At 42.7% G+C, this 22,683-nt stretch carries 21 protein-coding genes; 10 read left to right on the top strand and 11 right to left on the bottom strand.

Annotated features, from left to right (window positions below; translation table 11 throughout):
- Window positions 1-745 (top strand): CHAT domain-containing protein (locus DP116_RS12795; RefSeq protein ID WP_339381448.1); only part of this gene is annotated, 745 nt, incomplete at its 5' end.
- A gap of 128 nt (window positions 746-873) precedes the next feature.
- Here DP116_RS12795 and DP116_RS12790 read toward each other — a convergent pair.
- Both DP116_RS12790 and sufR read right to left on the bottom strand, forming a co-directional pair.
- Window positions 874-1,134, bottom strand: a complete 261-nt coding sequence (locus DP116_RS12790; protein ID WP_169155553.1) for an NDH complex assembly factor CRR9 — start codon at window positions 1,132-1,134, stop codon at window positions 874-876.
- A 159-nt stretch (window positions 1,135-1,293) separates the two neighbouring features.
- On the bottom strand, window positions 1,294-1,971 hold the full coding sequence (gene sufR, locus DP116_RS12785) for an iron-sulfur cluster biosynthesis transcriptional regulator SufR (RefSeq protein ID WP_169155552.1): 678 nt from the start codon (window positions 1,969-1,971) through the stop codon (window positions 1,294-1,296).
- A gap of 232 nt (window positions 1,972-2,203) precedes the next feature.
- On the opposite strand from sufR, the gene sufB reads away from it, so the two are divergent.
- The 4 genes from sufB (at window position 2,204) to DP116_RS12765 (ending at window position 7,286) form a co-directional block, all read left to right on the top strand.
- Entirely contained in the window at window positions 2,204-3,643 is a 1,440-nt protein-coding gene (sufB, locus tag DP116_RS12780) for a Fe-S cluster assembly protein SufB (protein WP_169155551.1), read from the top strand.
- Between the two features lie 104 nt (window positions 3,644-3,747).
- A complete protein-coding gene (gene sufC / locus DP116_RS12775; protein ID WP_169155550.1) occupies window positions 3,748-4,536 on the top strand; it encodes a Fe-S cluster assembly ATPase SufC in 789 nt (262 codons plus the stop codon).
- Window positions 4,536-5,987: a Fe-S cluster assembly protein SufD gene (sufD, locus tag DP116_RS12770; RefSeq protein ID WP_169155549.1), complete on the top strand. Its 1,452-nt coding sequence runs from the start codon at window positions 4,536-4,538 to the stop codon at window positions 5,985-5,987. The genes sufC and sufD overlap by 1 nt, the downstream gene beginning before the upstream one ends.
- A 36-nt stretch (window positions 5,988-6,023) precedes the next feature.
- Window positions 6,024-7,286, top strand: coding sequence for a SufS family cysteine desulfurase (locus DP116_RS12765; RefSeq protein WP_169155548.1), 1,263 nt, complete (start codon window positions 6,024-6,026; stop codon window positions 7,284-7,286).
- A 159-nt stretch (window positions 7,287-7,445) separates the two neighbouring features.
- Here DP116_RS12765 and DP116_RS12760 read toward each other — a convergent pair whose 3' ends face one another.
- From DP116_RS12760 to DP116_RS12740, 5 genes are all read right to left on the bottom strand, one after another.
- Window positions 7,446-7,934, bottom strand: coding sequence for a hypothetical protein (locus DP116_RS12760; protein WP_169155547.1), 489 nt, complete (start codon window positions 7,932-7,934; stop codon window positions 7,446-7,448).
- 137 nt (window positions 7,935-8,071) lie between these two features.
- Complete coding sequence (locus DP116_RS12755; RefSeq protein WP_169155546.1) at window positions 8,072-8,914, bottom strand: nitrate ABC transporter ATP-binding protein; 843 nt, start codon at window positions 8,912-8,914, stop codon at window positions 8,072-8,074.
- 59 nt (window positions 8,915-8,973) lie between these two features.
- Entirely contained in the window at window positions 8,974-10,980 is a 2,007-nt protein-coding gene (locus tag DP116_RS12750; protein WP_169155545.1) for an ABC transporter ATP-binding/substrate-binding protein, read from the bottom strand.
- 232 nt (window positions 10,981-11,212) lie between these two features.
- Window positions 11,213-12,052: a nitrate ABC transporter permease gene (gene ntrB, locus DP116_RS12745; protein WP_169155544.1), complete on the bottom strand. Its 840-nt coding sequence runs from the start codon at window positions 12,050-12,052 to the stop codon at window positions 11,213-11,215.
- Between the two features lie 50 nt (window positions 12,053-12,102).
- Window positions 12,103-13,464 carry a CmpA/NrtA family ABC transporter substrate-binding protein gene (locus tag DP116_RS12740; RefSeq protein ID WP_169155543.1) on the bottom strand — a complete coding sequence of 454 codons (1,362 nt, stop codon included), beginning with the start codon at window positions 13,462-13,464 and terminating at the stop codon, window positions 12,103-12,105.
- 680 nt (window positions 13,465-14,144) lie between these two features.
- On the opposite strand from DP116_RS12740, the gene DP116_RS12735 reads away from it, so the two are divergent.
- The 3 genes from DP116_RS12735 (at window position 14,145) to sir (ending at window position 18,190) form a co-directional block, all read left to right on the top strand.
- Window positions 14,145-15,008 (top strand): DUF6671 family protein, encoded by an 864-nt coding sequence (locus DP116_RS12735; protein WP_169155542.1) that lies wholly within the window; start codon window positions 14,145-14,147, stop codon window positions 15,006-15,008.
- Window positions 15,009-15,287: 279 nt separating this feature from the next.
- On the top strand, window positions 15,288-15,833 hold the full coding sequence (locus DP116_RS12730) for an outer membrane beta-barrel protein (RefSeq protein WP_169155541.1): 546 nt from the start codon (window positions 15,288-15,290) through the stop codon (window positions 15,831-15,833).
- Between the two features lie 329 nt (window positions 15,834-16,162).
- A complete protein-coding gene (gene sir, locus DP116_RS12725; RefSeq protein ID WP_169155540.1) occupies window positions 16,163-18,190 on the top strand; it encodes a sulfite reductase, ferredoxin dependent in 2,028 nt (675 codons plus the stop codon).
- Window positions 18,191-18,262: 72 nt separating this feature from the next.
- Here sir and DP116_RS12720 read toward each other — a convergent pair whose 3' ends face one another.
- Both DP116_RS12720 and DP116_RS12715 read right to left on the bottom strand, forming a co-directional pair.
- On the bottom strand, window positions 18,263-18,535 hold the full coding sequence (locus DP116_RS12720) for a type II toxin-antitoxin system RelE family toxin (protein WP_169155539.1): 273 nt from the start codon (window positions 18,533-18,535) through the stop codon (window positions 18,263-18,265).
- Window positions 18,522-18,734: a RelB antitoxin-like protein gene (locus DP116_RS12715; RefSeq protein WP_169155538.1), complete on the bottom strand. Its 213-nt coding sequence runs from the start codon at window positions 18,732-18,734 to the stop codon at window positions 18,522-18,524. The genes DP116_RS12720 and DP116_RS12715 overlap by 14 nt, the downstream gene beginning before the upstream one ends.
- A gap of 235 nt (window positions 18,735-18,969) precedes the next feature.
- Here DP116_RS12715 and DP116_RS30720 point away from each other — a divergent pair, with 235 nt between their 5' ends.
- Both DP116_RS30720 and DP116_RS12710 read left to right on the top strand, forming a co-directional pair.
- Window positions 18,970-19,176: a DUF6888 family protein gene (locus DP116_RS30720; RefSeq protein ID WP_422614223.1), complete on the top strand. Its 207-nt coding sequence runs from the start codon at window positions 18,970-18,972 to the stop codon at window positions 19,174-19,176.
- The gene (locus DP116_RS12710) at window positions 19,166-19,402 is read left to right on the top strand and encodes a DUF6887 family protein (RefSeq protein ID WP_211173243.1); all 237 of its coding nucleotides are present in this window, start codon (window positions 19,166-19,168) and stop codon (window positions 19,400-19,402) included. Before DP116_RS30720 ends, DP116_RS12710 begins: the two co-directional genes overlap by 11 nt.
- Window positions 19,403-19,564: 162 nt before the next feature.
- Here DP116_RS12710 and DP116_RS12705 read toward each other — a convergent pair whose 3' ends face one another.
- Together DP116_RS12705 and DP116_RS12700 are read right to left on the bottom strand one after the other, a co-directional pair.
- Window positions 19,565-20,344 carry an Rpn family recombination-promoting nuclease/putative transposase gene (locus DP116_RS12705; protein ID WP_169155537.1) on the bottom strand — a complete coding sequence of 260 codons (780 nt, stop codon included), beginning with the start codon at window positions 20,342-20,344 and terminating at the stop codon, window positions 19,565-19,567.
- A 42-nt stretch (window positions 20,345-20,386) separates the two neighbouring features.
- Window positions 20,387-22,423: a serine/threonine-protein kinase gene (locus DP116_RS12700; RefSeq protein WP_169155536.1), complete on the bottom strand. Its 2,037-nt coding sequence runs from the start codon at window positions 22,421-22,423 to the stop codon at window positions 20,387-20,389.
- Window positions 22,424-22,683: the final 260 nt, after the last annotated feature.

The following is a 22,683-nucleotide window of genomic DNA, read 5'->3' as shown; positions in this document are numbered from 1 at the left end:
CCTACACCCTTACCCCCGTAATTTTTGTAAATCTATGCCAGAAACTCCTAAAAAACAATCTAATTTCAACTTACAAGGCGCTCAATTCGCTGGAGGTTTTGTAAACGCTGATTCAGTGAACGCCCATCAAATAGGTGGCGATATTACCAACTACAACCAAGTTGCACGAACAGAAGCCAACAATTCTGCACTCAAAACAATTCTAATTTTGGCAGCAAATCCAAAAAACAGTTTGCCCCTGCGATTAGATGAAGAGGTGCGAGAAATTGAGGCTGGATTGCAACGAGCAAAAAAACGAGAATTATTTGACCTAAAACAGCGTTGGGCTGTGCGTGTTCAAGAAGTTTACCAATCGTTATTGGACTTTAAGCCACAAATTGTTCATTTTAGCGGTCATGGTACAGGTGATCATGGTTTGGCGCTGGAGGATGAAACCGGGAATGTGCGATTAGTGGATACACAAGCTTTGGCTGGACTATTCGAGTTATTTGCTTCTCACATTGAGTGCGTTGTTCTCAACGCTTGTTACTCAGAAGTTCAAGCCCAAGCGATTGTTAAACATATTCCCTACGTGATTGGAATGAACAAGCAGATTGGTGATCAAGCTGCAATTAAATTTGCAACAGCTTTTTATAACGTATTAGGTGCTGGAGAATCAATTGAATTTGCTTATAACCTTGGGTGCAACGTTATTCAGCTAGAGGGTATTCCAGAATATTTAACTCCTGTATTGAAGAAGAAATAAGTAGGTCGTTAAAATAAGGCAGGGAACAGGGAACAGGGAACAGGGAACAGGGAACAGGGAACAGTAAACAGTGATAACTGATAACTGATAACTGATAACTGATAACTGATAACTGATAACTGATAAGCTTACCACTTTAAATAAGCTGCCTCAATTCCTTGCTCTCGTCGAATCTTTCCATCTTTTTCAAACCAATCAATCACCTGCTGGGCTGTTAAATCTTCAATATTCACTTCGTTTTCTTGGGCGATTTGTTTCAAAAGCCTCAGAGAAGAAATAGTCAATCGAGTTAAAAATTTCTCTGGTGAGGAGAGCAAAGCTGCATCGACTTTTACTAACTCTTCTGGAGTTATAAATTGTGAGGTTGATTGTGGTGATGGTAACTCCATAACTTTTGTTTAAGATTTGCCTAAATTTTACTCAAATGTTGCGGTTGTAACGGGTTAGAAATCACTGGTTCGTAAATCCGATTACTAACTACCTATAATCTTTGGTTTAGACTTAATAAAAATGCTCACTTGTTGCGGCTACTCACTTAATGGAAAAACTTAAAGTTTGTTTTTTCGCTCTTGTACTAAATAGCCGCAGCGATGTTCGCCGTTAATAATCCAGTGAGTACGTTCTACTGTACAATCAGGTAAAACTGTAGCAAACATTTCTAATTCATGACCGCAAATGCTAGGGAAAGATTCTGCAACGTTAGAAATCGCGCAGTTGTGTTCGGTTAAAATAAATCCGTCGCCTTGTGATGACTCACTCGATTCTACAGGATGATACTCAGCCATAAAGCCCTCAGCTTTTCTCAGTTTTACCAAAATCGCCACTCTTTCTGAGAGGGAAGTGTTTCCCAGGCGATCGCGATATTCTTCTGCTTTGCGTTCCCATTGCTTGCGTAAAATTGAACTAACTTGGTCGCGTCCGACCGTTTCTGCTAATGTGTCCAATAGAGAAACCGCAAATTGACCATAACCATCAGCACCATCTGGACGCAGGCGATCGCGTCCACTACGAGTCAATTGATAAACATGCTGTGGACGCCCCATTCCTCCTTGCACTGACAATGAGAAAGAAATCAACTCCTCGCCCTCTAAATCTTTAAGATGGCGACGAATTGCTTGGGGGCTAATATCGAGCGCTTCGGCTAGCTCAAAAGCTGTAGCCTGCGAGTGTTTCAAAAGATATTCTAGAATATCTTGCTTTGTTGAGGACTGGTGGGTAGTCTCCATCGTCGTCCCAAAAGTTCATTTGATTTGCAGAAAAATATAAGTTTGACAACAATGTTGTTGTTAATCTAGCTTAAAATGAATATACATTAAACAACAATGTTGTTGTTTTAGTCTATATAGTTATTTTAGCAGTCTCGTAACCACTCGGTGACGAAACCTGGGAATCGGTTAAAAAAGCCCGTCTCCCTTCCTTAAAGAGATTCTACAAAGCGAACGCAAGAGAAAACTACCAATGAGTGCCACTGTCAAAACATTAGTCAACCAGCCATACAAGTACGGCTTTATCACCGACATCGAAGCCGACACAATCGCGCGTGGACTAAACGAGGACACCATCCGCCTTATCTCGCTCAAGAAAAACGAGCCAGAGTTCATGCTGGATTTTCGCCTGAGAGCTTTTCGCCAGTGGCAAAAAATGGCAGAACCAACTTGGCCAAGCGTTAAGTATCCGGTAATTGATTACCAAAATATCATTTATTACTCCGCGCCGAAACAAAAGAAAGAAAAGCTTAACAGCTTAGATGAAGTTGATCCCGCTTTGTTGGAAACCTTTGAAAAGCTGGGACTTCCCCTGTCAGAACAGAAGCGACTGGCAAACGTCGCTGTTGATGCGATTTTCGATAGCGTTTCTATCGGAACCACCTTCAAAGAAAAACTCCTCAAAGAAGGTGTCATATTCTGTTCCATTTCTGAAGCCTTACAAGAATATCCAGAATTGGTGCAGAAGTATTTGGGTAGCGTTGTCCCAACAGCAGATAATTATTTTGCTGCGCTTAATTCCGCCGTCTTTAGTGATGGTTCCTTCGTCTACATTCCCAAGGGTGTGAAATGCCCGATGGAACTGTCTACCTACTTCCGGATCAACAATGGCGAAACTGGACAATTTGAGCGGACACTGATTGTTGCTGAAGAAAACAGCTATGTCTCCTACCTGGAAGGCTGTACTGCACCAATGTACGACAGTAACCAGCTACATGCTGCTGTCGTAGAACTCGTCGCCCTCGACAATGCCGAGATTAAATACTCCACCGTGCAGAACTGGTACGCTGGGGATGCGAATGGTAAAGGCGGTATCTACAACTTCGTCACCAAGCGCGGTTTGTGTCAAGGTGTGAATTCTAAGATTTCTTGGACACAGGTAGAAACTGGTTCGGCTATCACCTGGAAGTATCCTAGCTGCGTGCTGGTGGGTGATAACTCTGTAGGTGAGTTTTACTCGGTAGCGCTGACGAATAATATGCAGCAAGCTGATACGGGTACCAAAATGATTCACGTTGGTAAGAACACCCGCAGCACGATTATTTCTAAGGGGATTTCTGCTGGTAATTCTAGTAACAGTTACCGTGGTTTGGTGAAAATCAATCCGAAGGCGCAAGGGGCGCGGAACTATTCCCAGTGCGACTCGATGCTGATTGGGGATAATGCTCACGCCAATACTTTCCCTTATATTCAGGTACAAAATAATACTGCGAAGGTTGAGCACGAAGCTTCGACTTCTAAGATTGGGGAAGATCAATTGTTCTTCTTCGCACAGCGGGGCATTTCCTCAGAAGATGCTATTTCGATGATGATTAGTGGCTTCTGTAAGGATGTGTTTAATCAGCTACCGATGGAGTTTGCGGTGGAGGCTGATAAGCTGTTGAGTCTGAAGTTGGAAGGTAGTGTTGGGTAATTCTCTTCGTGTTCTTTGTGTCTTCGTGGTTTAAAAAATATTTAACCGCGAAGGCGCGAAGGGCGCGAAGGAGGAAGAAAGAGAAGAGAAGAGAGAGAATATTCATGATTATTGAGAATAGTGAAGTTGTGCTGTCGGTACGAGATTTGACGGCTGATGTTGATGGGACGCCAATTCTTAAGGGTTTGAATCTTGAGGTACGTTCGGGTGAAATCCATGCGATTATGGGACCGAATGGTTCTGGTAAGAGTACTTTTTCTAAGGTTCTGGCTGGACATCCGGCGTATGAGGTGACTGGCGGTGAGGTGATTTTCCAGGGGCAAAATCTGCTGGAGATGGAACCGGAGGAACGCGCCAGAAGTGGTATATTTTTGGCGTTTCAGTATCCGTTGGAAATTCCGGGTGTGAGTAATTTGGATTTTCTGCGGGTGGCTTATAATTCTCGGCGTAAGGCGCAGGGTTTGGAGGAGTTGGATGCGTTTGATTTTGATGATTTGATTGAGGAAAAGCTGGATGTGGTAAAGATGAATCCTGCTTTCCTGAGTCGGAGTTTGAATGAAGGTTTTTCCGGTGGTGAGAAGAAGCGTAATGAGATTTTGCAGATGGCGCTTCTAGAACCAAAGTTAGGAATTTTGGATGAGACTGATTCGGGTTTGGATATTGATGCTTTGAAGATTGTGGCGAACGGGGTGAATCAGCTGACGAGTCCGGAAAATGCCACGATTATGATTACTCACTATCAGCGGTTGCTGAATTATATTGTGCCAGACTTCGTTCATGTGATGGCAAATGGACGAATTCTCACGAGTGGTGGTAAGGAACTGGCGTTGGAGTTAGAATCACGCGGTTATGACTGGGTGTTGGAAGATGCGCTTGATGAGGTGGGTGTGTGATGAGCGTTCTAGTTTCTCCTAGTCCGGTTCCTAATTCAAATCCAGTTGATTTGGCGTCTGCTGTGTTGGATAGGGATGCTGAACTGACTGGGTTATTAAATCAGATCATAGATGATCACACGTCTTTTGACGGTGCTGATGCTTGGTTGCAGGAGTTACAGGAACGCGCTACGCGAGTGGTGCGTAAATCAGTTCTCCCCACCACTGGCGATGAGGAATGGCGTTTTACTGATTTGTCGTCTTTGCGGAAAGTAAAGTTTGAAGGTGTTGGGAGTCAGCCAGCAGATATCAGTTTATCGGATATTCATTCGGTACCAGAAGCTGCGAACCGTTTGGTGTTTGTGAATGGGGTTTATGCGCCTGAGTTATCAATGGTTGCAGGTTTGCCAGATGGGGTTGTCGTTAGTAATTTGGCTGGTTTACCTGTAGGCGATCGCCAGCGTGTGCAGCAGTATTTGGCTCAAACTGAGGGGGCGCATGAGGTGTTTACTGCGCTCAATACGAGTGGAATCAAAGATGTAGCTGTGGTTTGGGTGGGGAAGAATGTGGTGGTGGAAACACCGATTCATTTGGTGTTTGTTGCTGCTGCTGAGTGTGCGACGATTTCTTTACCGCGTTGTTTGGTGGTGGCGGAAACTGGTAGTAGTGTGACGTTGGTGGAAGAGTATACGAACCGCAGAGGCGCAGAGGGCGCAGAGGAGGAAGAGGAGAAGAGGGTTTACTTTAGCAATGCGGTGACGGAGATTTGGCTTGAGGAAAATGCTCAAGTGAATCACACTCGGCTTGAGTTGGAAAATGCGGAGGCTTTCCACATAGGAAAGACTGCTGTTTCTCAAGCTCGTTACAGTCGGTATACTTGTCATGCAATCACTTTTGGTGGAAGGCTGTCGCGTCACAATTTGGAGATTTTACAGGCTGGTGAGCAAACGGAAACGACTCTTAATGGGTTGACGGTGATTGGGGGGAACCAGTTGGCGGATACTCATAGTGCGATCGCACTCAATTATCCGTATGGTAGAAGTCAGCAATTGCATAAGTGTATTATTGGCGTTCGCGTTCGCGCAGCGTGCCCGCAGGGCTCAGCGGCTCCTTCGGAGCATCGCGCTCATGCTGTGTTTAACGGTAAGGTTTTTGTTCCCAAGCCTGCACAGTTGACTGATGCAGCACAGTTGAATCGGAATTTGTTACTATCGCCTAAGGCTAGGGTTGATACTAAGCCGCAATTAGAAATTACCGCAGATAACGTGAAATGTGCTCACGGTGCTACCGTTAGTCAGTTGGAGGATGATGAAATCTTCTACTTGCAAAGCCGGGGTATTGATCAGGATAATGCTCGTAACTTATTAATTAATGCTTTCGCAGCTGAAGTTATCAACCAAATACCTGTCCCTTCTTTACAAGAAAGACTCACACAAACTGTCAATAGTTATCAGTCAATCACCAATGACTAATGACTAATGACCCATGACTAATGACTAATAACTAATATGACCTTTACCCAAGAAAAAACCCTTGCTGATCAAGTCCGTGCTGACTTCCCAATATTACACCAAGAAGTTAACGGCAAACCCTTAATCTACTTCGACAACGCTGCTACATCACAAAAACCTCTGCTCGTCCTCAATACCATTCGAGACTACTACGAGCAGTACAATTCCAATGTACATCGCGGTGTGCACGCCCTGAGCGCCAAAGCGACGGAAGCTTATGAAGTCGCCAGAGACAAAGTTGCTGCGTTCGTCAATGCTGCATCGCGCCAGGAAATTGTTTTCACTCGTAATGCTTCTGAGGCGATCAATTTGGTTGCTTACAGTTGGGGAATGAGCAATTTGCAGCCAGGGGACGAAATCATCCTCTCGGTGATGGAACACCACAGTAATTTAGTACCTTGGCATTTTGTCGCCCAAAAGACGGGTGCGGTGCTGAAATTTGTTGAACTGGCTGCAGAAGAAACTTTTGATTTGGAACAGTTCAAGAAGCTGATTTCTGACAAAACGAAATTGGTGTCGGTGGTGCATGTTTCTAACACTTTGGGTTGTATTAACCCAGTGAAGGAAATTTGCGAAATTGCTCAAAAGCACGGCGCAAGAGTATTAATTGATGCTTGCCAAAGTGTCCCTCATATGCCTATCAATGTACAGCAAATTGGCTGTGATTGGTTGGTGGCTTCTGGTCATAAAATGTGCGCTCCAAGTGGGATTGGCTTTTTGTACGGCAAGTTAGACTTGCTGCGATCAATGCCTCCTTTCTTGGGTGGTGGTGAGATGATTGCGGAAGTCTTTTTAGACCATTCTACCTATGCAGATTTACCACATAAATTTGAAGCGGGAACACCAGCTATTGGGGAAACAATCGCTCTTGGTGCAGCAATTGACTACCTTAGCAGCATTGGTATGGATAAAATCTATACATATGAAGCTGAGTTAACTGGCTATCTGTTTGAGCAGCTAGAACAAATTCCTCAACTTCGTATCTACGGTCCTAAACCTAAAGTAGCAGGTTTGGGTAGAGCGGCTCTTGCTGCATTCACTGCTGGGGAAATCCATGCTAATGACATATCTACATTATTAGATCAAGAAGGTATTGCTATTCGTTCTGGACATCACTGTACTCAACCATTGCACCGTCATTTAGTTGTTCCAGCGACTGCACGGGCAAGTTTATCTTTCTACAATACTCGTGAAGAGATAGATGTTTTTGTCAAAGCGTTGAAGGAAACGTTAGATTTCTTTGGCGGTTTCTTAGCGTGATATTGTTAACGAATTGTTAAAAATCTTAATTTGTAGAGTGGGCACTGTCGGTTCACGGTACACCAATAACACAGTAACGTAGGCAGTGCCCATCCTACCTTGGATTTGCCTGTTTAAGAGTTTCAATTTAACACTTTCATGCTTCACTGAACAACTCGGTTATGGTATTGGCTTAACAACAATAGCTCCTGAATTACTGTCTATTCTTGCATCAGAATCAGATTGAGGAACTTGAAATAGTGATAAGTCGCTATTAACTGTTCCTTTTAAATAAGTATCGCCTGCGATTTCGCCTCCTAAATCTATTAAACCAAAAATTTCTTGCGTGACGGTGTTGAAGTTGAATTGGAAATAGTTAGGTATTGATACGCCATCTACAACGTTATTATAAGTAGCGATAAGATTATTAAGAGGGTCGAAGAAAGAAATATTGAGGGATTGTAAAACATCAGTCTGTCCAGCCCCTTTTTCAGAAAAAATTGCTGGCGCGGTGTTCTCATCATAACTAAACGAACCAAGAGCGGAATAATTATTATTACCATTCCAGGTGAAGTTCAATGTAATAGCTTGAGCGGGAGTTATTCCCGTCAATGCGATAATTAAAGCTGTTGCAGTTGTAATGGTAGTTTTTAAAATAAGTATTCTCATAGCTTTCATTTAGTGGGAATAGAGAATACTATAAACGAAATCAAACCGCTTCCCTTACTCGCGGCGAAGCCGCTTTGATTGCGTTTCCAGGTTCTACCTGGAAACGAGATTTTGACGAGATTTTAGGTTTGTTAGATTTATTCGTCGTGCGCAAAGCGGCGGTAGAGGTAATCAAGGACGTGGTTCCGCAGTCTGTAGTATTCTGGATCTTCCATAATCCTCGCACGATCGCGCGGACGAGAGAAAGGAATTTGGATATCTTCACCAATTTTGGCAGCAGGTCCGTTAGTCATCATTACCAAACGATCTGCTAGGAACAATGCTTCATCAATGTCGTGAGTAATCATCAGCACTGTGCATCGCCGTTCGTTCCAAATTTTCAACAATTCTTCTTGCAATTCTTCTTTGGTGATTGCATCTAATGCCCCAAAAGGTTCATCTAAGATTAAAACTTGGGGACGAATTGCTAAAGCGCGGGCGATCGCAACCCGCTGTTTCATCCCCCCAGAAATTTGCGTCGGCTTTTTATCAGCAGCTTCTGTCAATCCCACCAGTGCTAAATGTTCGCGTACAATTGCTGACTTCTGTGCTTTTGGCTTATCTGGGAAAACGGCGTTAATCGCTAAGTAAATGTTTTCAGAAGTCGTCAACCAGGGTAACAAAGCATAGTTCTGGAATACCATCATTCTATCTGGTCCTGGTTGAGTGATGGGTTTGGAGTTGAGCAGCACTGATCCGTGGGTGGGTGTGGCGAACCCAGAAACCATGTTCAGTAGAGTTGATTTACCACAACCAGAGTGACCGATGACGCAGATAAACTCGCCCTCATTCACGGTGAGGTTCACGTCTTGTAGGACTGTATAAGGACCTTTCGATGTGGGATAGATTTTGGAAACGTTCTCAATTAACAAGAAAGGATTTTGGCGTGTAGCTGTTACCCCGGACTGTCTGTAAGTGTTAGAAAAAGTGCGCTCGTACATATCAGTATTTCCCAATTCAAAATTCAGAATCAAAATTCAGAATCAAAAATTTACAATTCTCAAGCAACTGCTGAAACCTGGCGTGAGTTAATGACAATTTCTGCTACTGAAAAATTGCGTTTAATGTCAAGACTGTTGAGATAAGCGATAGGATCATCAGCATTAAACACACTGCCATCAAACAACTCAATCGGACCGCGATTATACTTAATATCAAGCAGACCGAGTTCTCGTGCGGCGGTACTAAACACACTGACTCGACAAACTCGTTCCAGGATTTCTAACCAGTTCCGGGGGAAGGGAATATCTTCCCAACGCGCCATCTGAGTCATCATCCACAGATGTTCTGTTCGGCTGGGACGATTCACACCATCTCCGAAAAATAGGTGGTGGGCATACTGGCGCATTGGTTGTTCTAGGCTACACACATAGGAGTTTGGATCGCCAAGTTGGATGTAATCCTCAGTTGTGCTGACATACTCCTGTCGAGATAAAATCTCACGGACATCCTGAAAATTATTCTCATCAGCACAGTATCGACAGGCCTCCAACAAGGCTTTGACTAAGGCGATGTGGGTGTTAGGATAAGCAGTCGCCCAGTCTTCCCGAACTCCTAGAACTTTGCCTGGGTGTCCTTGCCATATTTCCAAATCTGTAGCGATAGTAAAGCCTATTCCTTCCATTGACGCCCGGAGGTTCCAAGGTTCACCCACACAGTAACCATCAATAGTCCCTGCTTGCAAGTCAACTACCATTTGAGCCGGAGGAATCGTTTTCAGGGAAACATCGTGGTCAGGATCAATTCCACCAGCTGCTAACCAGTAACGCAACAGCATGTTGTGCATTGAGGAAGGATGAACCATCCCGAGAGTATGACGTTGATCTGTAGAGTATTGTAACAATCGTCTAAAGTCTGCCAGGGAATATATTCCTTGGTCATAAAAACGTTTATCCAGGGTAATAGCATTACCATTACGGGTGAGTGTGAGGGCGCTGACAACTGGTACAGGACGACCCTTATCGCCTCCTACAGTCATCCAAACTGGCATCCCAGAAGGCATTTGCGCTGCATCTAAATATCCGCCACTAATCCCATCAGTAATTCCGCGCCAACTCGCTTCGCGCACTAGAGTCACTTCATCTAGACCATGTTTGGCAAAGAAACCTTTTTCTTTAGCGATAGCCAGAGGGGCGCAAGCAGTCAGAGGAAGAAAACCAATTTCCAGGTTCACTTTTTCTAAACCATGACGCGCGATCGCTGCTGTTTTCCTTGCCCTAATTTTCTTAATCCGTTTTTGTTGATTCAAGAAGTATATCATCTCACTGCGCAAGCTGTAGTAGCTAGGATGTTCTACCACTTCCATCCGCTTACGAGGTCGAGGAATATCCACCTCCAAAATGTCTCCAATCTTCGATTCTGGTCCATTTGTCAACATCACGATTCGGTCGGACAACAGCACCGCTTCATCGACATCGTGAGTCACCATAACAGCGGTGACTTGGTTTTCCTGACAAATTTGCATCAACTGTTCTTGCAAGTTACCGCGTGTGAGTGCATCTAACGCACCAAATGGCTCATCTAGCAAGAGTAATTTGGGACGAATTGCTAAGGCGCGGGCGATCGCCACCCGTTGTTTTTGTCCACCCGATAACATTGCTGGGGCTTTGTCAGCATGAGGACGCAACCCCACCATATCGATATGCTGCTCTACAATTGCCTTGCGCTCATCCACAGAGTAATCATTCAGCACTGAGTCTACAGCAAGAGCAATATTTTCTCGTACTGTCCGCCAAGGTAAGAGTGAATAATTCTGAAACACTACCATCCTATCTGGACCAGGTCTAGTAATTCTTCTTCCTTCTAGCGTCACCACACCTTCACTTGGTAAATCCAAACCAGCAATCATATTTAACAGGGTGGATTTACCACAACCAGAGTGACCAATCAGAGAGATAAATTCTCCTCTTTTAATCTGAAGGTCAATTCCTTTAAGAGCAATATATTGACCACCATTAGCTAAGGAAAAAACTTTATCAATCTGGTCAACAGCAACAAAAACACTCATTTTTCTTTTATCCTTTGTTCTTTGTTATTTGTTTTTCACCCTTTGCCATTTCCTCATGACAAAAGATGAATAACTACTGCCTTCGGTGCGACAAGATTACTATCTTCTCTTTTTCTTCTTTCTTTGCGCTCTTGGCACGGCAGGTGCTACAACGGGGGGAACCCCCGCAACGCACTGCCTCGTCTTGGCGGTTCGTTAAATGACTATTCTTCGAGCGAGAAGCAACTAACAACTACTTTTGTTCTTCTGGCAAAATTCTCGACTGCACCCAAATCATCAACTTGTCGAGTATCAAACCAACCACACCGATGTAAACGAGAGCCAAAATAATTTCACTGACTTTGTTATTCTGATACGCATCCCAGATAAAAAAGCCAATTCCAACAATACCGGACATGATAATTTCTGCCGCAATAATCGCCAACCAAGCCAAACCAATCGCAATTCTTAAGCCTGTAAAAATGTAAGGGAGAGCAGCAGGTATGAGGATGTTGAAGAAATATTCTCGACGAGAAAGTTGCAGAACTTTGGCGACGTTGTTGTAATCTTGGGGGATTTGTTTTACACCAACTGCTGTGTTTATTAAGATGGGCCAAATCGCTGTGATAAAAATGACGAATAGTGCAGCAGGTTCGTTTTGTCGTAAAGCTGCAAGAGAAATCGGCACCCAAGCTAGAGGTGGTACAGTTCGGAATAATTGGATCATTGGATCTAAAGCCCTAGACATGACTTTACTTGTACCAATCACAATCCCCAAGCTAATACCGATAATTGCCGCAAATGAGTAACCAATTGCTACCCGTTGTAAACTTGCCAAGATTTGCCAAAATAAACCCTTGTCTGTACCACCTCGGTCATAAAAAGGATACAGAATCAGTATCCAAGTGTCTTGTACGACCTGGATTGGTCCTGGTAGTGTTGCGCCAGGAATCCAAGCAAACAACTGCCATAGAACTAAAAAGATGCCGATCGCTATAATCGGTGGTATCAAACCAGGATATTGCTTTTGCAGACGAGACAACCAAGCATTATCAACAGTATTTGCCCGAGAGCGTCTTTGCAGAGTTACCATTGTTACTTTCCTCTTGAAATTTGGTTTTTCTTACTGAGTCAAAACTGAGCTTAAATTTTTACTTTTTTAATCTTCAGACTTTGCAAGTAGGCCTTTGGATTTTCTGGGTCAAACTTGACACCATCAAAAAATTCTTCAACGCCACGGGATGTACTGGTGGGAATGTCAGCAGCTGGAACACCTAATTCTTTTGCAGCTTGTCTCCACAAATCCTCACGGTTAACTTTATCTATCAGTGTTTTGGCATTTGTTAAGGTATCTTCTGGTAAAAAGCCCCAGCGCACACTTTCTGTTAAAAACCAGAGGTCATGGCTCTTATATGGATAGGAGACGTTACCTTTTTCATCTTTCCAATACAGAGATGCCATTTTTTTATCGTTAACAGTGCGACCATCACCCATGTCATACTTACCCATGAATGGATCGTTGAGAACGTCTGCAGGCACGTTAAAGTAATTCCGCTTTGAAAGGATTTGAGCGAGTTCTTTTCTGTTGTTAAAGTTATCGCACCATTGTTGGGCTTCCATCAGACCCTTCAAAAGGGCTTTAGTCGCCTTGGGATTTTGGTCAACCCAATCTGCCCTCATTGCAAGATATTCTTCTGGATGGTTTTTCCAGATTTCTGCAGTTAATACTGGCATGAAGCCAATCTTATCTTTGACAATTCGGTAAGGCCAGGGGTCACCAGTACTAAAGGCATCCATCGACCCCGTCTTCATATTTGCAACCGTTTGAGCTGCTGGTACTGTTAATAGTTGAACTTCCTTGTCTGGATCGACACCCGATGCAGCTAACCAGTAGCGAATCCAAAACTCCTGATTCACTCCTGGGAAAGTCATAGCAGCTTTGAAGATATTTTTTGCTGATTTGAGCTGAGCAAAAAACGTTTCTTTGCCAGCAATCTTCACACTCAGACCTTTGCCTTGGTGCTTAGCTGCGACCGCAATTCCATTACCCTGAGTATTCAACTGAGCCAAGATATACATGGGTATTTTTCGATTACCCTTGGTGATGCGTCCTTCAGAAATCAGATAGGGCATAGGCATCTGCCATTGACCACCATCAATTCCACCTCCAGCAGCCCCAATTTCTACGTTATCTCTTGCCGAACCCCAGTTAGCTTGCTTGGATATATCAACTTCGGTCATTCCATACTTAGCAAAGAAGCCTTTTTCCTTTGCAATAATCAGAGGAGCAGCTTCAACAATCGGTAGATACCCTAGCTTAACTTTAGTTGTTTCTGGTTTATCCGCTGCACTGACATTGGTCGCAACAGCTTGTTGTACTGGACTTGTGCTAGCAGTGTCGGGAGGATTTCCCAAACAACCCTTAAGGAATACAGACCCTACAGCAGAAACTCCAGCGGTTAACAAAAATTTACGTCGAGAAAATTGATTTGAAAAGTCACTCATAACATTACATTTTGTAAATTACAATTGTTTTTGGGTATGCAAATCAAGGCAACAGAACAATTATGTTCATTGCTTTCTTAATGTGTTATTCACACCTAATTTCAAACCTATCGCCGCCTCAATTACATGAACTGAGGTGTTTTGAATGAGCAGATTTTACTGTTGTAGATAAGATTATCACTTTTGAATCAGCAGTGGTTAATATCTCAACCAAAATCTTAAAAAAATCTTATATGGTTCCTATAAGAAAAAATTTAATAAAATACGTATCCTAATTGAATTTACTCTATCTTATAGAAGCAATTCGATAGTAACTATTAGATTTTACCACGACCAATAGTAAGCCATAACTGTTGACTTATAGTAACTATTGTATTTTTGTAATGATTCTTATGACATTTTGATCCCCACAAACAATGTATTGGATTAACTCAGTATGAATTCCATAACCCTTAATTTAGCGATAAAATTCCCAAAAAGTAATGTAACTTTATCGCGCTGCTTTTCACTTACCCTTTATTTATACGGATAGGTGTAAGATAGGAGTTTCATCATTTGAGAAGAAAATTTCAAATCACACAAAATCACTATAAAGTCAAGAAAAAAATCTAATATTTCGTCACTCTCTTCAAAACAAGAGTGCTCTGGGGTTAATCTTATCTGAGGAATTGTAAAGAGTTATGAATCATCATCCTCTATTTACCAATCGAGTAGCAGTACTAGCGACAATGCATCATAAGGAAAAGGTCATTGCTCCTATCCTTGAACAAGAGTTAGGCATCAAAGTCGTAGTTCCCAAATATTTTAATACTGACCGTTTTGGTACATTTACCAGGGAAATCAAACGGGTAGGAACGCAAATCGAAGCAGCAAGGCTAAAAGCAGAAACAGTATTAACTATGACAGGTGAGACTTTAGCAATAGCTAGTGAAGGTACATTTGGTCCTCACCCTGGTAGCCCATTTATTCCTTGTAATCGGGAAGTTGTCATCTTATTAGACAAAACAAACGGGCTAGAAATTATTGGTCAAGAAATTTCTACTGAAACGAACTTCAATCATAGGATTGTGAACAGTTTAGAAGAAGCGCAAGATTTTGCAGATACAATTGGCTTTCCCGAACACGCCCTAGTCGTAAGCTTGAGTTCCTCACCCAGAAGTCAAGATGAAATTATCAAAGGTATTAAGACTAGAGAGCAACTTGTAGAAGCAGTTCAATTTGGTTTAAACAGTTCCAAAGATGGCAAGGTTTATATAGAAACGGATATGCGGGCTTTATATAATCCCACAAGGATGAAAAATATTGCTGCATCGACTCATGACTTAGTCAGAAAACTAAATCATGCTTGTCCCAACTGTTCTTGTCCCGGTTTTGAATTAGTTCAAAGGATAAAAGGATTACCTTGCGCGTATTGTCACGCACCCACACAACTAACTATTGCAGCAGTATATAAATGTCAAAAATGTGGATTTTCTAAAGAAAAGTTATTTCCAGATGGATTAGAAAAGGCAGACCCAGCACAATGTCTGTACTGCAATCCTTAATCAAAACTGACTGAATGTCGCAAAATCCTCCCAGACCCGTATCTGTGGGATGAGAATTATGTGCCAGTCAAACAAGTGTCTACTTTTCAAAAGAAAGTTCCGGATAAAAAAATGACACCATGTAATTATAAAACTCTTATTTATATCTAGAGAAACTACTTGATATATTCTGCATTAATAACAACAGACAAGAAAAATTTTTAGAAAATATCTGGAACATTGTAGTTAGTTTTTCGACATGTATTTAAAATCAATACCTACAAAATATCGGTAAAGATTATGAAACGGTTGCTTAAATCTTTTGTGACAATTTCTGCATTGTCCTCTGTTGTCGTTGCTCCTATTCTCCTCTCGGCGGGTCTTGCTTCTGCTCTTCCTCGACCAACACAAAACGGTACTGATGCTAGCTATGTTGGTGTTGGTGTTTCTGGTGGTCTCACCAATGGTGGGCAAAAGGGTGATGCAGCTGCATTTGGTGGAAATGTCACAGGTCGCTATAAATTAGGAGACACACCTTTGTCTGCACGCGGTCAACTCCTCTGGGGTGAAGAAACAACTGCTATCATCCCACAAATTTCCGCAGATTTAGGCATTGGCAAAGGTACTAATATTTACCTCGGTGCTGGTTACTCTTTTGTGGAGAAAGATGGTAAAGCAAGTCCATTGGGCAACAAAGATGGAGTCGCGCTGACTGCTGGCGTAGAATCAGAACTGGGTAATAGCTTTATGCTTTATGGCAACGCTAACTTAGGAGTTGATGCTTACAAAAATAGCCCTGCTTCTGCTTTCAACGTCAGTGGTGGTGTTGGCTATCGCTTTAGGTAAAGCTGTAGTTCAATTGTCGGGTTGAACTACAGCCATTAGCAAATCCTGACAGGAACGATATCCTGTTAGGTTGAGGAATTATAGACGAATCATTTGCCTATTTTCAAGCGGCAAATGATAAGTCAAGACTCATAACTTTAGTATAAGTAATATTGCTGGGTTTATCTAAGTGTTGCATCGCTGAAAAACCCGGCTTTTTGGCGTGTTAAAATCATTATATTTCTCCTAATTCCGACCGGATTATCGGAAATAAATCAGCCGAAAGGGTGCTTCTGAAGTACTTTACGGCACATTGTGATCATTTTTTGAAAAAACTGTGTACCAATCTAATGGTTAAATCTGCTCCTCTGACCACAAGCCGTAAGCCTTCCAAAGTAGAAGCAATCAAGGAACGCAGCAATTCTTTGCGTGAACCTGTTGCAACCGAAATACTTCAGGATACAACTCATTTTAGTGAAGATGCTATACAAATACTAAAGTTTCATGGTTCTTACCAACAAGATAATCGTGATAATCGGGTTAAGGGACAAGAAAAAGACTACCAGTTCATGCTGCGGACGAAAAATCCGGGTGGGTTAGTCCCGCCGCAGCTGTATCTGACTTTAGATAAGCTGGCAGATGAATATGGTAACCACACCTTGCGAGTAACCACTCGTCAAGGGTTTCAGGTGCATGGGATTTTAAAGAAAAATCTTAAGGCAGCATTTGCTGCCATAATCAAGAATATGGGTTCAACGCTGGGAGCTTGTGGGGACTTGAACCGCAACGTCATGGCACCTCCAGCACCGTTTAAAAATAAGCCTGAGTATCAGTACGCTTGGGAATATGCCGACAATATTGCCAGCTTGCTAACACCCCAAACAGGCGCTTACTACGAAATTTGGCTAGATGGGGAAATGGCAATTAGTGCTGAGGAAAACCCAGAGGTGAAGGCGGCGCGAGAGAAAAATGGCACTGGCACAATTTTCCACGACAAAGAAGAACCTCTTTACGGCACTTACTATATGCCGCGCAAGTTCAAAGTTTGTGTGACGGTTCCAGGAGATAATTCGATAGATTTGTATAGCCAAGACTTGACTTTGGTAGTCATAACCAATGACAAGGAAGAGTTAGAGGGATTTGATGTCTTTGCTGGCGGTGGTTTAGGACGAACACATAATAAAGAAGAAACTTTTGCTAGAGTAGCAGACCCGATTTGCTACGTAGAAAAAGATGACGTTTACGATCTTGTTAAGGCGATTGTTGCGACTCAAAGAGATTATGGCGATCGCACTGACCGCCGTCACGCCAGGTTAAAATATCTCATTCACGATTGGGGCGTTGATAAGTTTCGCTCCCAAGTCGAGGAATACTTTGGTAAGTCACTCGCACCCTTTAAGCCCTTGCCAGAGTTTAAATATCATGACTTTCTCGGTTGGAATGAACAAGGCGACGGTAAGCTATTCCTGGGTATTTCCATCGACAACGGTCGAATTAAGGATGAAGGCGACTTCCAACTCAAAACAGCTTTGCGGGAAATTGTCGAAAAGTATAACTTGCCTATCCGCCTGACACCCCACCAAAACGTTGTCTTTTACGATATTCAACCAAAGAACAAGCAAGCGATTCAAAAAATTCTTAGCAGTCACGGAGTCATTTTTGAACTAGAGAAAATTGACCCCCTTGTACGGTATGCAATGGCTTGCCCAGCTTTGCCGACTTGCGGTTTGGCAATCACCGAATCAGAACGAGCAATACCGGGAATTTTAGAGCGGATTCGCGCCCTTTTGGATAAAGTGAGTTTACAAAATGAGCATTTTGTGGTAAGGATGACGGGTTGTCCTAACGGCTGCGCTCGTCCTTACATGGCAGAACTTGGCTTTGTGGGTAGCGCACCGGAATCTTACCAAGTTTGGCTAGGAGGTTCGCCCAATCAAACACGGCTGGCATTACCTTATATGGAACGGCTGCACGACAATGACATAGAAACCCAGCTAGAGCCGATTTTTGTCTACTTCAAGCAGCAGCGTCAGACAGAAGAAACATTCGGTGATTTTTGCGATCGCATTGGTTTTGATGCTATCCGCGAGTTTGCTGCTAACTACGAATCTCAAACTGTTGCACCACCAGAAATCACAGACGATGCTGATGGTTTAGTTGAGACAATGGCAGATTCTACCACAGCAGGAATTACAGAAGAGAGTGAACGTCAGGAAGTGGCGATCGCTAACACGACGATTGCGACAAGCAAAAACCGCCATCGCGTCACCCTTCAGGATGAAGTTTACGACAGATTGAAGGAAATCTCGTCGCGTCAGAACAAGCCGATGACTAATTTGGTGAATGAGGCGCTTCTGGATTATTTAAAGAATCTGTAGCGCATAGCATAAGGTAGAGGCACAGGATGCTGTGCCTCTACCTGTGATTTATTTACTTGAAAAACCCTGGAATTAAGGGAAAATTCTGTATATGTCTTTGCGATGAGCTACACGTTGACAAATTAGTGTATTCGTCTGTTTATCTACCGTAATGCCAATTCTATAATCGCCAACACGAATTTTATATTTATCAAGATATCCCTTCATTTTTTCCAGATATCCTAAATCAAAAGGATTGTCGGACTGTATTTCTTCAAATACAATCGGTTCAATACGAGCTTGCATATCTTCTGGTAAAGCTGCCAAGTCTTTGAGAAATCTTTTGGTGTATTCAACTTGCCACATTCTTACCCTTAAGAGACTGGTAATATTTCAAAGCTTCTTCTTTGGAAAGACGTTCGTTATCCTCTAATTCTGTCATTAAATGCACTAAACCATAGTTTTCTAAGATTTCTTCTATTTTTTCAAAATCAGCAATGGGAATTTGAACGGCTACAGGTTGCTGATTTTCATCCATTACGTAATGCTTTTGAAGATCAAACATTTTTACCTCTTAAGGAGTTGGCACATGATGTCCTCGCCAACGGAGTAACACAGCTGCTTGGGTAATACATAGCATAAAACATGGAAGTCGTCATTTGGGCTAACCGAGATTGTTCAACCTGTAATACCGTTTTACTTTAATGTTGATACAAATAGGCAGCAGGGGAGCAGGGGAGCAGGGGTGAAAGAATTTGTATCACCAATTTCGTGAAATGGTATAAGGCTTAATATTATTTATGTCACAATTGAGGAAAAGAATATATACCCTACAACCCGGCAAGCACTTATGTGTGATTATTTGCCAGTACTTGTCTAATTTCTACCGCGAAATTCAGCTATTCCGTTTTAGTGACACAACTGGCAATGTGTTTATTTTGGCAGGTGATGAACTGCAAATCCTTGTATTTCGTGATGGAACTTGGAGATTTGTAAATGAAACCTAATTTTGCAGAAATGTCCACAAAAGAATTGAGGGCATATGTGCTGGATCATCGGGAAGATATAGAAGCATTGGAAATCCTGTTTAGTCGCCGTACTCCCGACTCACAAGCAATTATATATCCGTCGATGTTTACTGAAGATGGTAAACCTATAGAAGAGAATAATCGGATAATTGAAGAAGCGATCGCCAAAAGAGTCCAGCAAGAGAAGAATAATCAGGATCAATAGTCCTGTGTTGTTGGTATATTTTACTTGTTACCTGTGCGATCAGCTTTGCTGGCTCCCTGCTGGAGCATCGCTTGCTATAGCTCTAGATAATCTTGACTGATGCTAATTCCCTACTCATACTTTAATATCGCTGAAATGAATTTTGAAAACAGTATTACCTTACTATTCATTTGATTGCGTTCGCTGTTCTACTTGCTGGACTTGTGCTACATCTAAATCTAAAGCCTGTGCTACTTGTTCCACCGTTAAGCCCAATACTAAAAGCTTAGGTACAGCTTCTAATTTTGCTTCTAAACGTCCTTCTTGGTAAACCCGCGTTTGCTTTAAATCGCTTAAGCCAAACATTGCTTCTATCTCCTCTCTACTCATTTTCGGAAACTTGTAAACTAAGATTGTTTCTATTAATTCTAGTAATTGTTTTTGTGGCAGTTGCAAATTTACTGATTGCTGGATACGGTTGATTAATTCCCTAGCGGTGCTAATGGCTGTATCTTCCTCTTCAATTACTAATTTTATCGTAGCAATGCCTAGCGGCAGTGATGCAGCTTCACCTAATTCATCTAAGTAAATTAGACTGATACGCTGGCTATGGAAGAATTCCCATAAATCTTGTTTCTCACCTTTATCTATATCTCTGCTAGGATAAATCACGACTCCTCGCCAAGAATTTTTGCGTTTGTTTTGGCGTAAGTATAAAGAAATTTCCGACACAAGACGTAAGTAAATATCTGTGTCTGGTTGAAACTGAACCTCGACAAAATAAATAGGAACTTCTTCATCTTGGATGGGAAGAAATACACCATCAATTCTGAAGGCTGTTTGCTTGACTTCAACTGAAGAAAATTGGTAGAGATTCGCTGTTTCGGGAGAGTTACCAATCAGTTCAAAGAAGATATTGGGAAATTCTTGAAAGAGACGATAAAAGATGCTGTCAGTTTTCACACTTAGGTTTTGGCGTAGTTTTTAGCTGTAGCGATTTTATCACTACCGTAACCGCCAAATTTTGATGGTGTTGTAACTACTACTGGCAATGGTTTTGCCATCTGGGCTAAAGGCGACAGAATAAACACGGTTAAAATGCCCTGTGAGGGTGCGAATTTGCTCTCCTGTTGTGAGATTCCACAGTTTGATGGTGTTGTCCCAACTACCACTGGCAAGGGTTTTACCATCTGGGCTGATGGCGACGGAACTAACCCAGTCAGAATGCCCTGTGAGGGTGCGGATTTGCTCTCCTGTTGTGAGATTCCACAGTTTGATGGTTTTGTCTCCACTACCACTGGCAAGGGTTTTGCCATCTGGGCTGATGGCGACGGAATTAACTTGGCTAGAATGACCTGTGAGAGTGCGGATTGGCTCTCCTGTTTCCAGATTCCACCGTTCGATTGTGTTGTCATAACTACCACTGGCAAGGGTTTTGCCATCTGGGCTGATGGCAACGGAAATAACTTGTTGTTTATCAGGTTCCAGGCTTTGAGGTCTTATTATAACTGGCAAGGCGACGGAATCAACCGATTTAAAATGCCCAGTGAGGGTGCGGATTTGTTTTCCCGTTGTCAGATTCCACAATTTGATGGTTTTGTGAGAACTACCACTGGCAAAGGTTTTACTATCTGGGCTGATAGCGACAAAATTAACATAGCCAGTATGCCCTCTGAAAGTGCGGATTTGTTCTCCCGTTGCAGGATTCCACAGTTTGATTGTCCTGTCATCACTACCACTGACAAGGGTGTTGCCATCTGGGCTGATGGCGACGGAATTAACCGGGCTAGAATGCTCAGTGAGGGTGCGAATTTGCTCTCCAGTTACTAGATTCCACAGTTTGATGGTTTTGTCATCACTACCACTGGCAAGGGTTTTGCCATCTGGGCTGATGGCGACGGAACTAACCGAGTTGGAATGCCCTGTTAAAGTTCTTGTTAAGAAAACATCGCTATCTTGGCTAGCAATTACAGATATGGGATTAGTTGGAAATAAGCCATAGCGAACATAGCCAACGAACTGGGTTAACACTAATCCCCCTAGAGTAATAGCTACACCCGCAAGTAATCTTTGTTGCCATGCTTTTAGTTTTACTGGTGACTTTGCTGATGCTCTTGGCGTAGATATTGGAGGTTGAGAAGATACTTTAGTAGACGGTGGCGCTGGATTTAAATCTTGTAAAACTTCCTCCGCCGACTGATAACGCTGCTGATAATCCTCTTGCAGCAACTTATCTAAAATCCGCCTTAATTCCAGACTCACTGGTTGCTGTAAATGCTGTCTCCAAGAAGACACCCACGTATAACCCTGCTTAGTGAACAGTTCCCAAGGATGAATTCCACTTAACAGATGAAAACAAGTTGCACCTAAACTATATAAATCACTTGCTGGGTAAGCTTCTCCTCCCTGCATCTGTTCCAGTGGTGCATAACCAAGAGAACCAATCATTGTTCCTTTTGCAGTCATCACTGTTTTTGTCAGTTGCTTAGATGCACCAAAGTCAATTAAAACAAGTTTGCGATCGCCACGCTGAATAATATTCTCTGGCTTAATATCCCGGTGAATAACTTTGTGTTGATGCACTACCTTGAGAATATTTAACAAATCCTGCAATAAATCCCGTATCTTTCCCTCGCTGAAAGTTCCTTGTTGTTGTAATTCCTTCAATAAATTCTGCCCATCTATAAACTGCTGCACCAAATACAAACAATTATCTTCCTCAAAATAAGCTAACAGCGTCGGAATTTGTGGATATTCGCCTAATTGTTCGAGTCGCCTTGCTTCTTGCTCAAATAATTCTGTTGCCTTTTGCAGTGCGCCAGTTCCTTGAACTTGTGGCGCAAGTTGTTTAATTACGCATTTTTTATTCAATTTGTCAATATCTTCTGCCAAATAAGTTTTGCCAAATCCCCCAGCACCTAAGGATTTTATCGGGCGATAGCGGTTTCTCAGCACTACCAATCCTACACCGCAGTTGGAGCAAAATATTGTGCCATCAGGATTCGGCGGATTATGACAGGCTGGGTTGAGGCAACAGAGCATGAGCTGCATCCACTGACAGATAGATATATTATCTACGAACTACCAAGATTTTTAAGTAAATTTATTGATTTATTTAGAATATCTTGTTGTTGCGATGACTTCGCTACCCTTTCCTTCTCCTATCGGAGAGGCTGCGCCAACGGAACGCCTAACGGCGAACGGGAAGCCCTATGCCTTCGGCACGGCTTGAGGCCGAACGGGTTCGCAGTCGCCTACGGAGGGAAACCCTCCTGCAGCGCTGTCTCACCGCTAGCCCCTAA

It is taken from the genome of Brasilonema bromeliae SPC951 (assembly GCF_012912135.1).
In the GTDB taxonomy this organism is placed as follows: domain Bacteria; phylum Cyanobacteriota; class Cyanobacteriia; order Cyanobacteriales; family Nostocaceae; genus Brasilonema; species Brasilonema bromeliae.
Note: the sequence above shows the minus strand (reverse complement) of the source record. Positions and strands in the feature narration are given on the sequence as shown.

Bases quoted from the DNA above. Each gene is read 5' to 3' on its own strand.
- DP116_RS12790 (WP_169155553.1), bottom strand. From the start codon at position 1,134: ATGGAGTTACCATCACCACAATCAACCTCACAATTTATAACTCCAGAA.
- sufR (WP_169155552.1), bottom strand. From the start codon at position 1,971: ATGGAGACTACCCACCAGTCCTCAACAAAGCAAGATATTCTAGAATAT.
- sufB (WP_169155551.1), top strand. From the start codon at position 2,204: ATGAGTGCCACTGTCAAAACATTAGTCAACCAGCCATACAAGTACGGC.
- sufC (WP_169155550.1), top strand. From the start codon at position 3,748: ATGATTATTGAGAATAGTGAAGTTGTGCTGTCGGTACGAGATTTGACG.
- sufD (WP_169155549.1), top strand. From the start codon at position 4,536: ATGAGCGTTCTAGTTTCTCCTAGTCCGGTTCCTAATTCAAATCCAGTT.
- DP116_RS12765 (WP_169155548.1), top strand. From the start codon at position 6,024: ATGACCTTTACCCAAGAAAAAACCCTTGCTGATCAAGTCCGTGCTGAC.
- DP116_RS12760 (WP_169155547.1), bottom strand. From the start codon at position 7,934: ATGAGAATACTTATTTTAAAAACTACCATTACAACTGCAACAGCTTTA.
- DP116_RS12755 (WP_169155546.1), bottom strand. From the start codon at position 8,914: ATGTACGAGCGCACTTTTTCTAACACTTACAGACAGTCCGGGGTAACA.
- DP116_RS12750 (WP_169155545.1), bottom strand. From the start codon at position 10,980: ATGAGTGTTTTTGTTGCTGTTGACCAGATTGATAAAGTTTTTTCCTTA.
- ntrB (WP_169155544.1), bottom strand. From the start codon at position 12,052: ATGGTAACTCTGCAAAGACGCTCTCGGGCAAATACTGTTGATAATGCT.
- DP116_RS12740 (WP_169155543.1), bottom strand. From the start codon at position 13,464: ATGAGTGACTTTTCAAATCAATTTTCTCGACGTAAATTTTTGTTAACC.
- DP116_RS12735 (WP_169155542.1), top strand. From the start codon at position 14,145: ATGAATCATCATCCTCTATTTACCAATCGAGTAGCAGTACTAGCGACA.
- DP116_RS12730 (WP_169155541.1), top strand. From the start codon at position 15,288: ATGAAACGGTTGCTTAAATCTTTTGTGACAATTTCTGCATTGTCCTCT.
- sir (WP_169155540.1), top strand. From the start codon at position 16,163: ATGGTTAAATCTGCTCCTCTGACCACAAGCCGTAAGCCTTCCAAAGTA.
- DP116_RS12720 (WP_169155539.1), bottom strand. From the start codon at position 18,535: ATGTGGCAAGTTGAATACACCAAAAGATTTCTCAAAGACTTGGCAGCT.
- DP116_RS12715 (WP_169155538.1), bottom strand. From the start codon at position 18,734: ATGTTTGATCTTCAAAAGCATTACGTAATGGATGAAAATCAGCAACCT.
- DP116_RS30720 (WP_422614223.1), top strand. From the start codon at position 18,970: ATGTCACAATTGAGGAAAAGAATATATACCCTACAACCCGGCAAGCAC.
- DP116_RS12710 (WP_211173243.1), top strand. From the start codon at position 19,166: ATGAAACCTAATTTTGCAGAAATGTCCACAAAAGAATTGAGGGCATAT.
- DP116_RS12700 (WP_169155536.1), bottom strand. From the start codon at position 22,423: ATGCTCTGTTGCCTCAACCCAGCCTGTCATAATCCGCCGAATCCTGAT.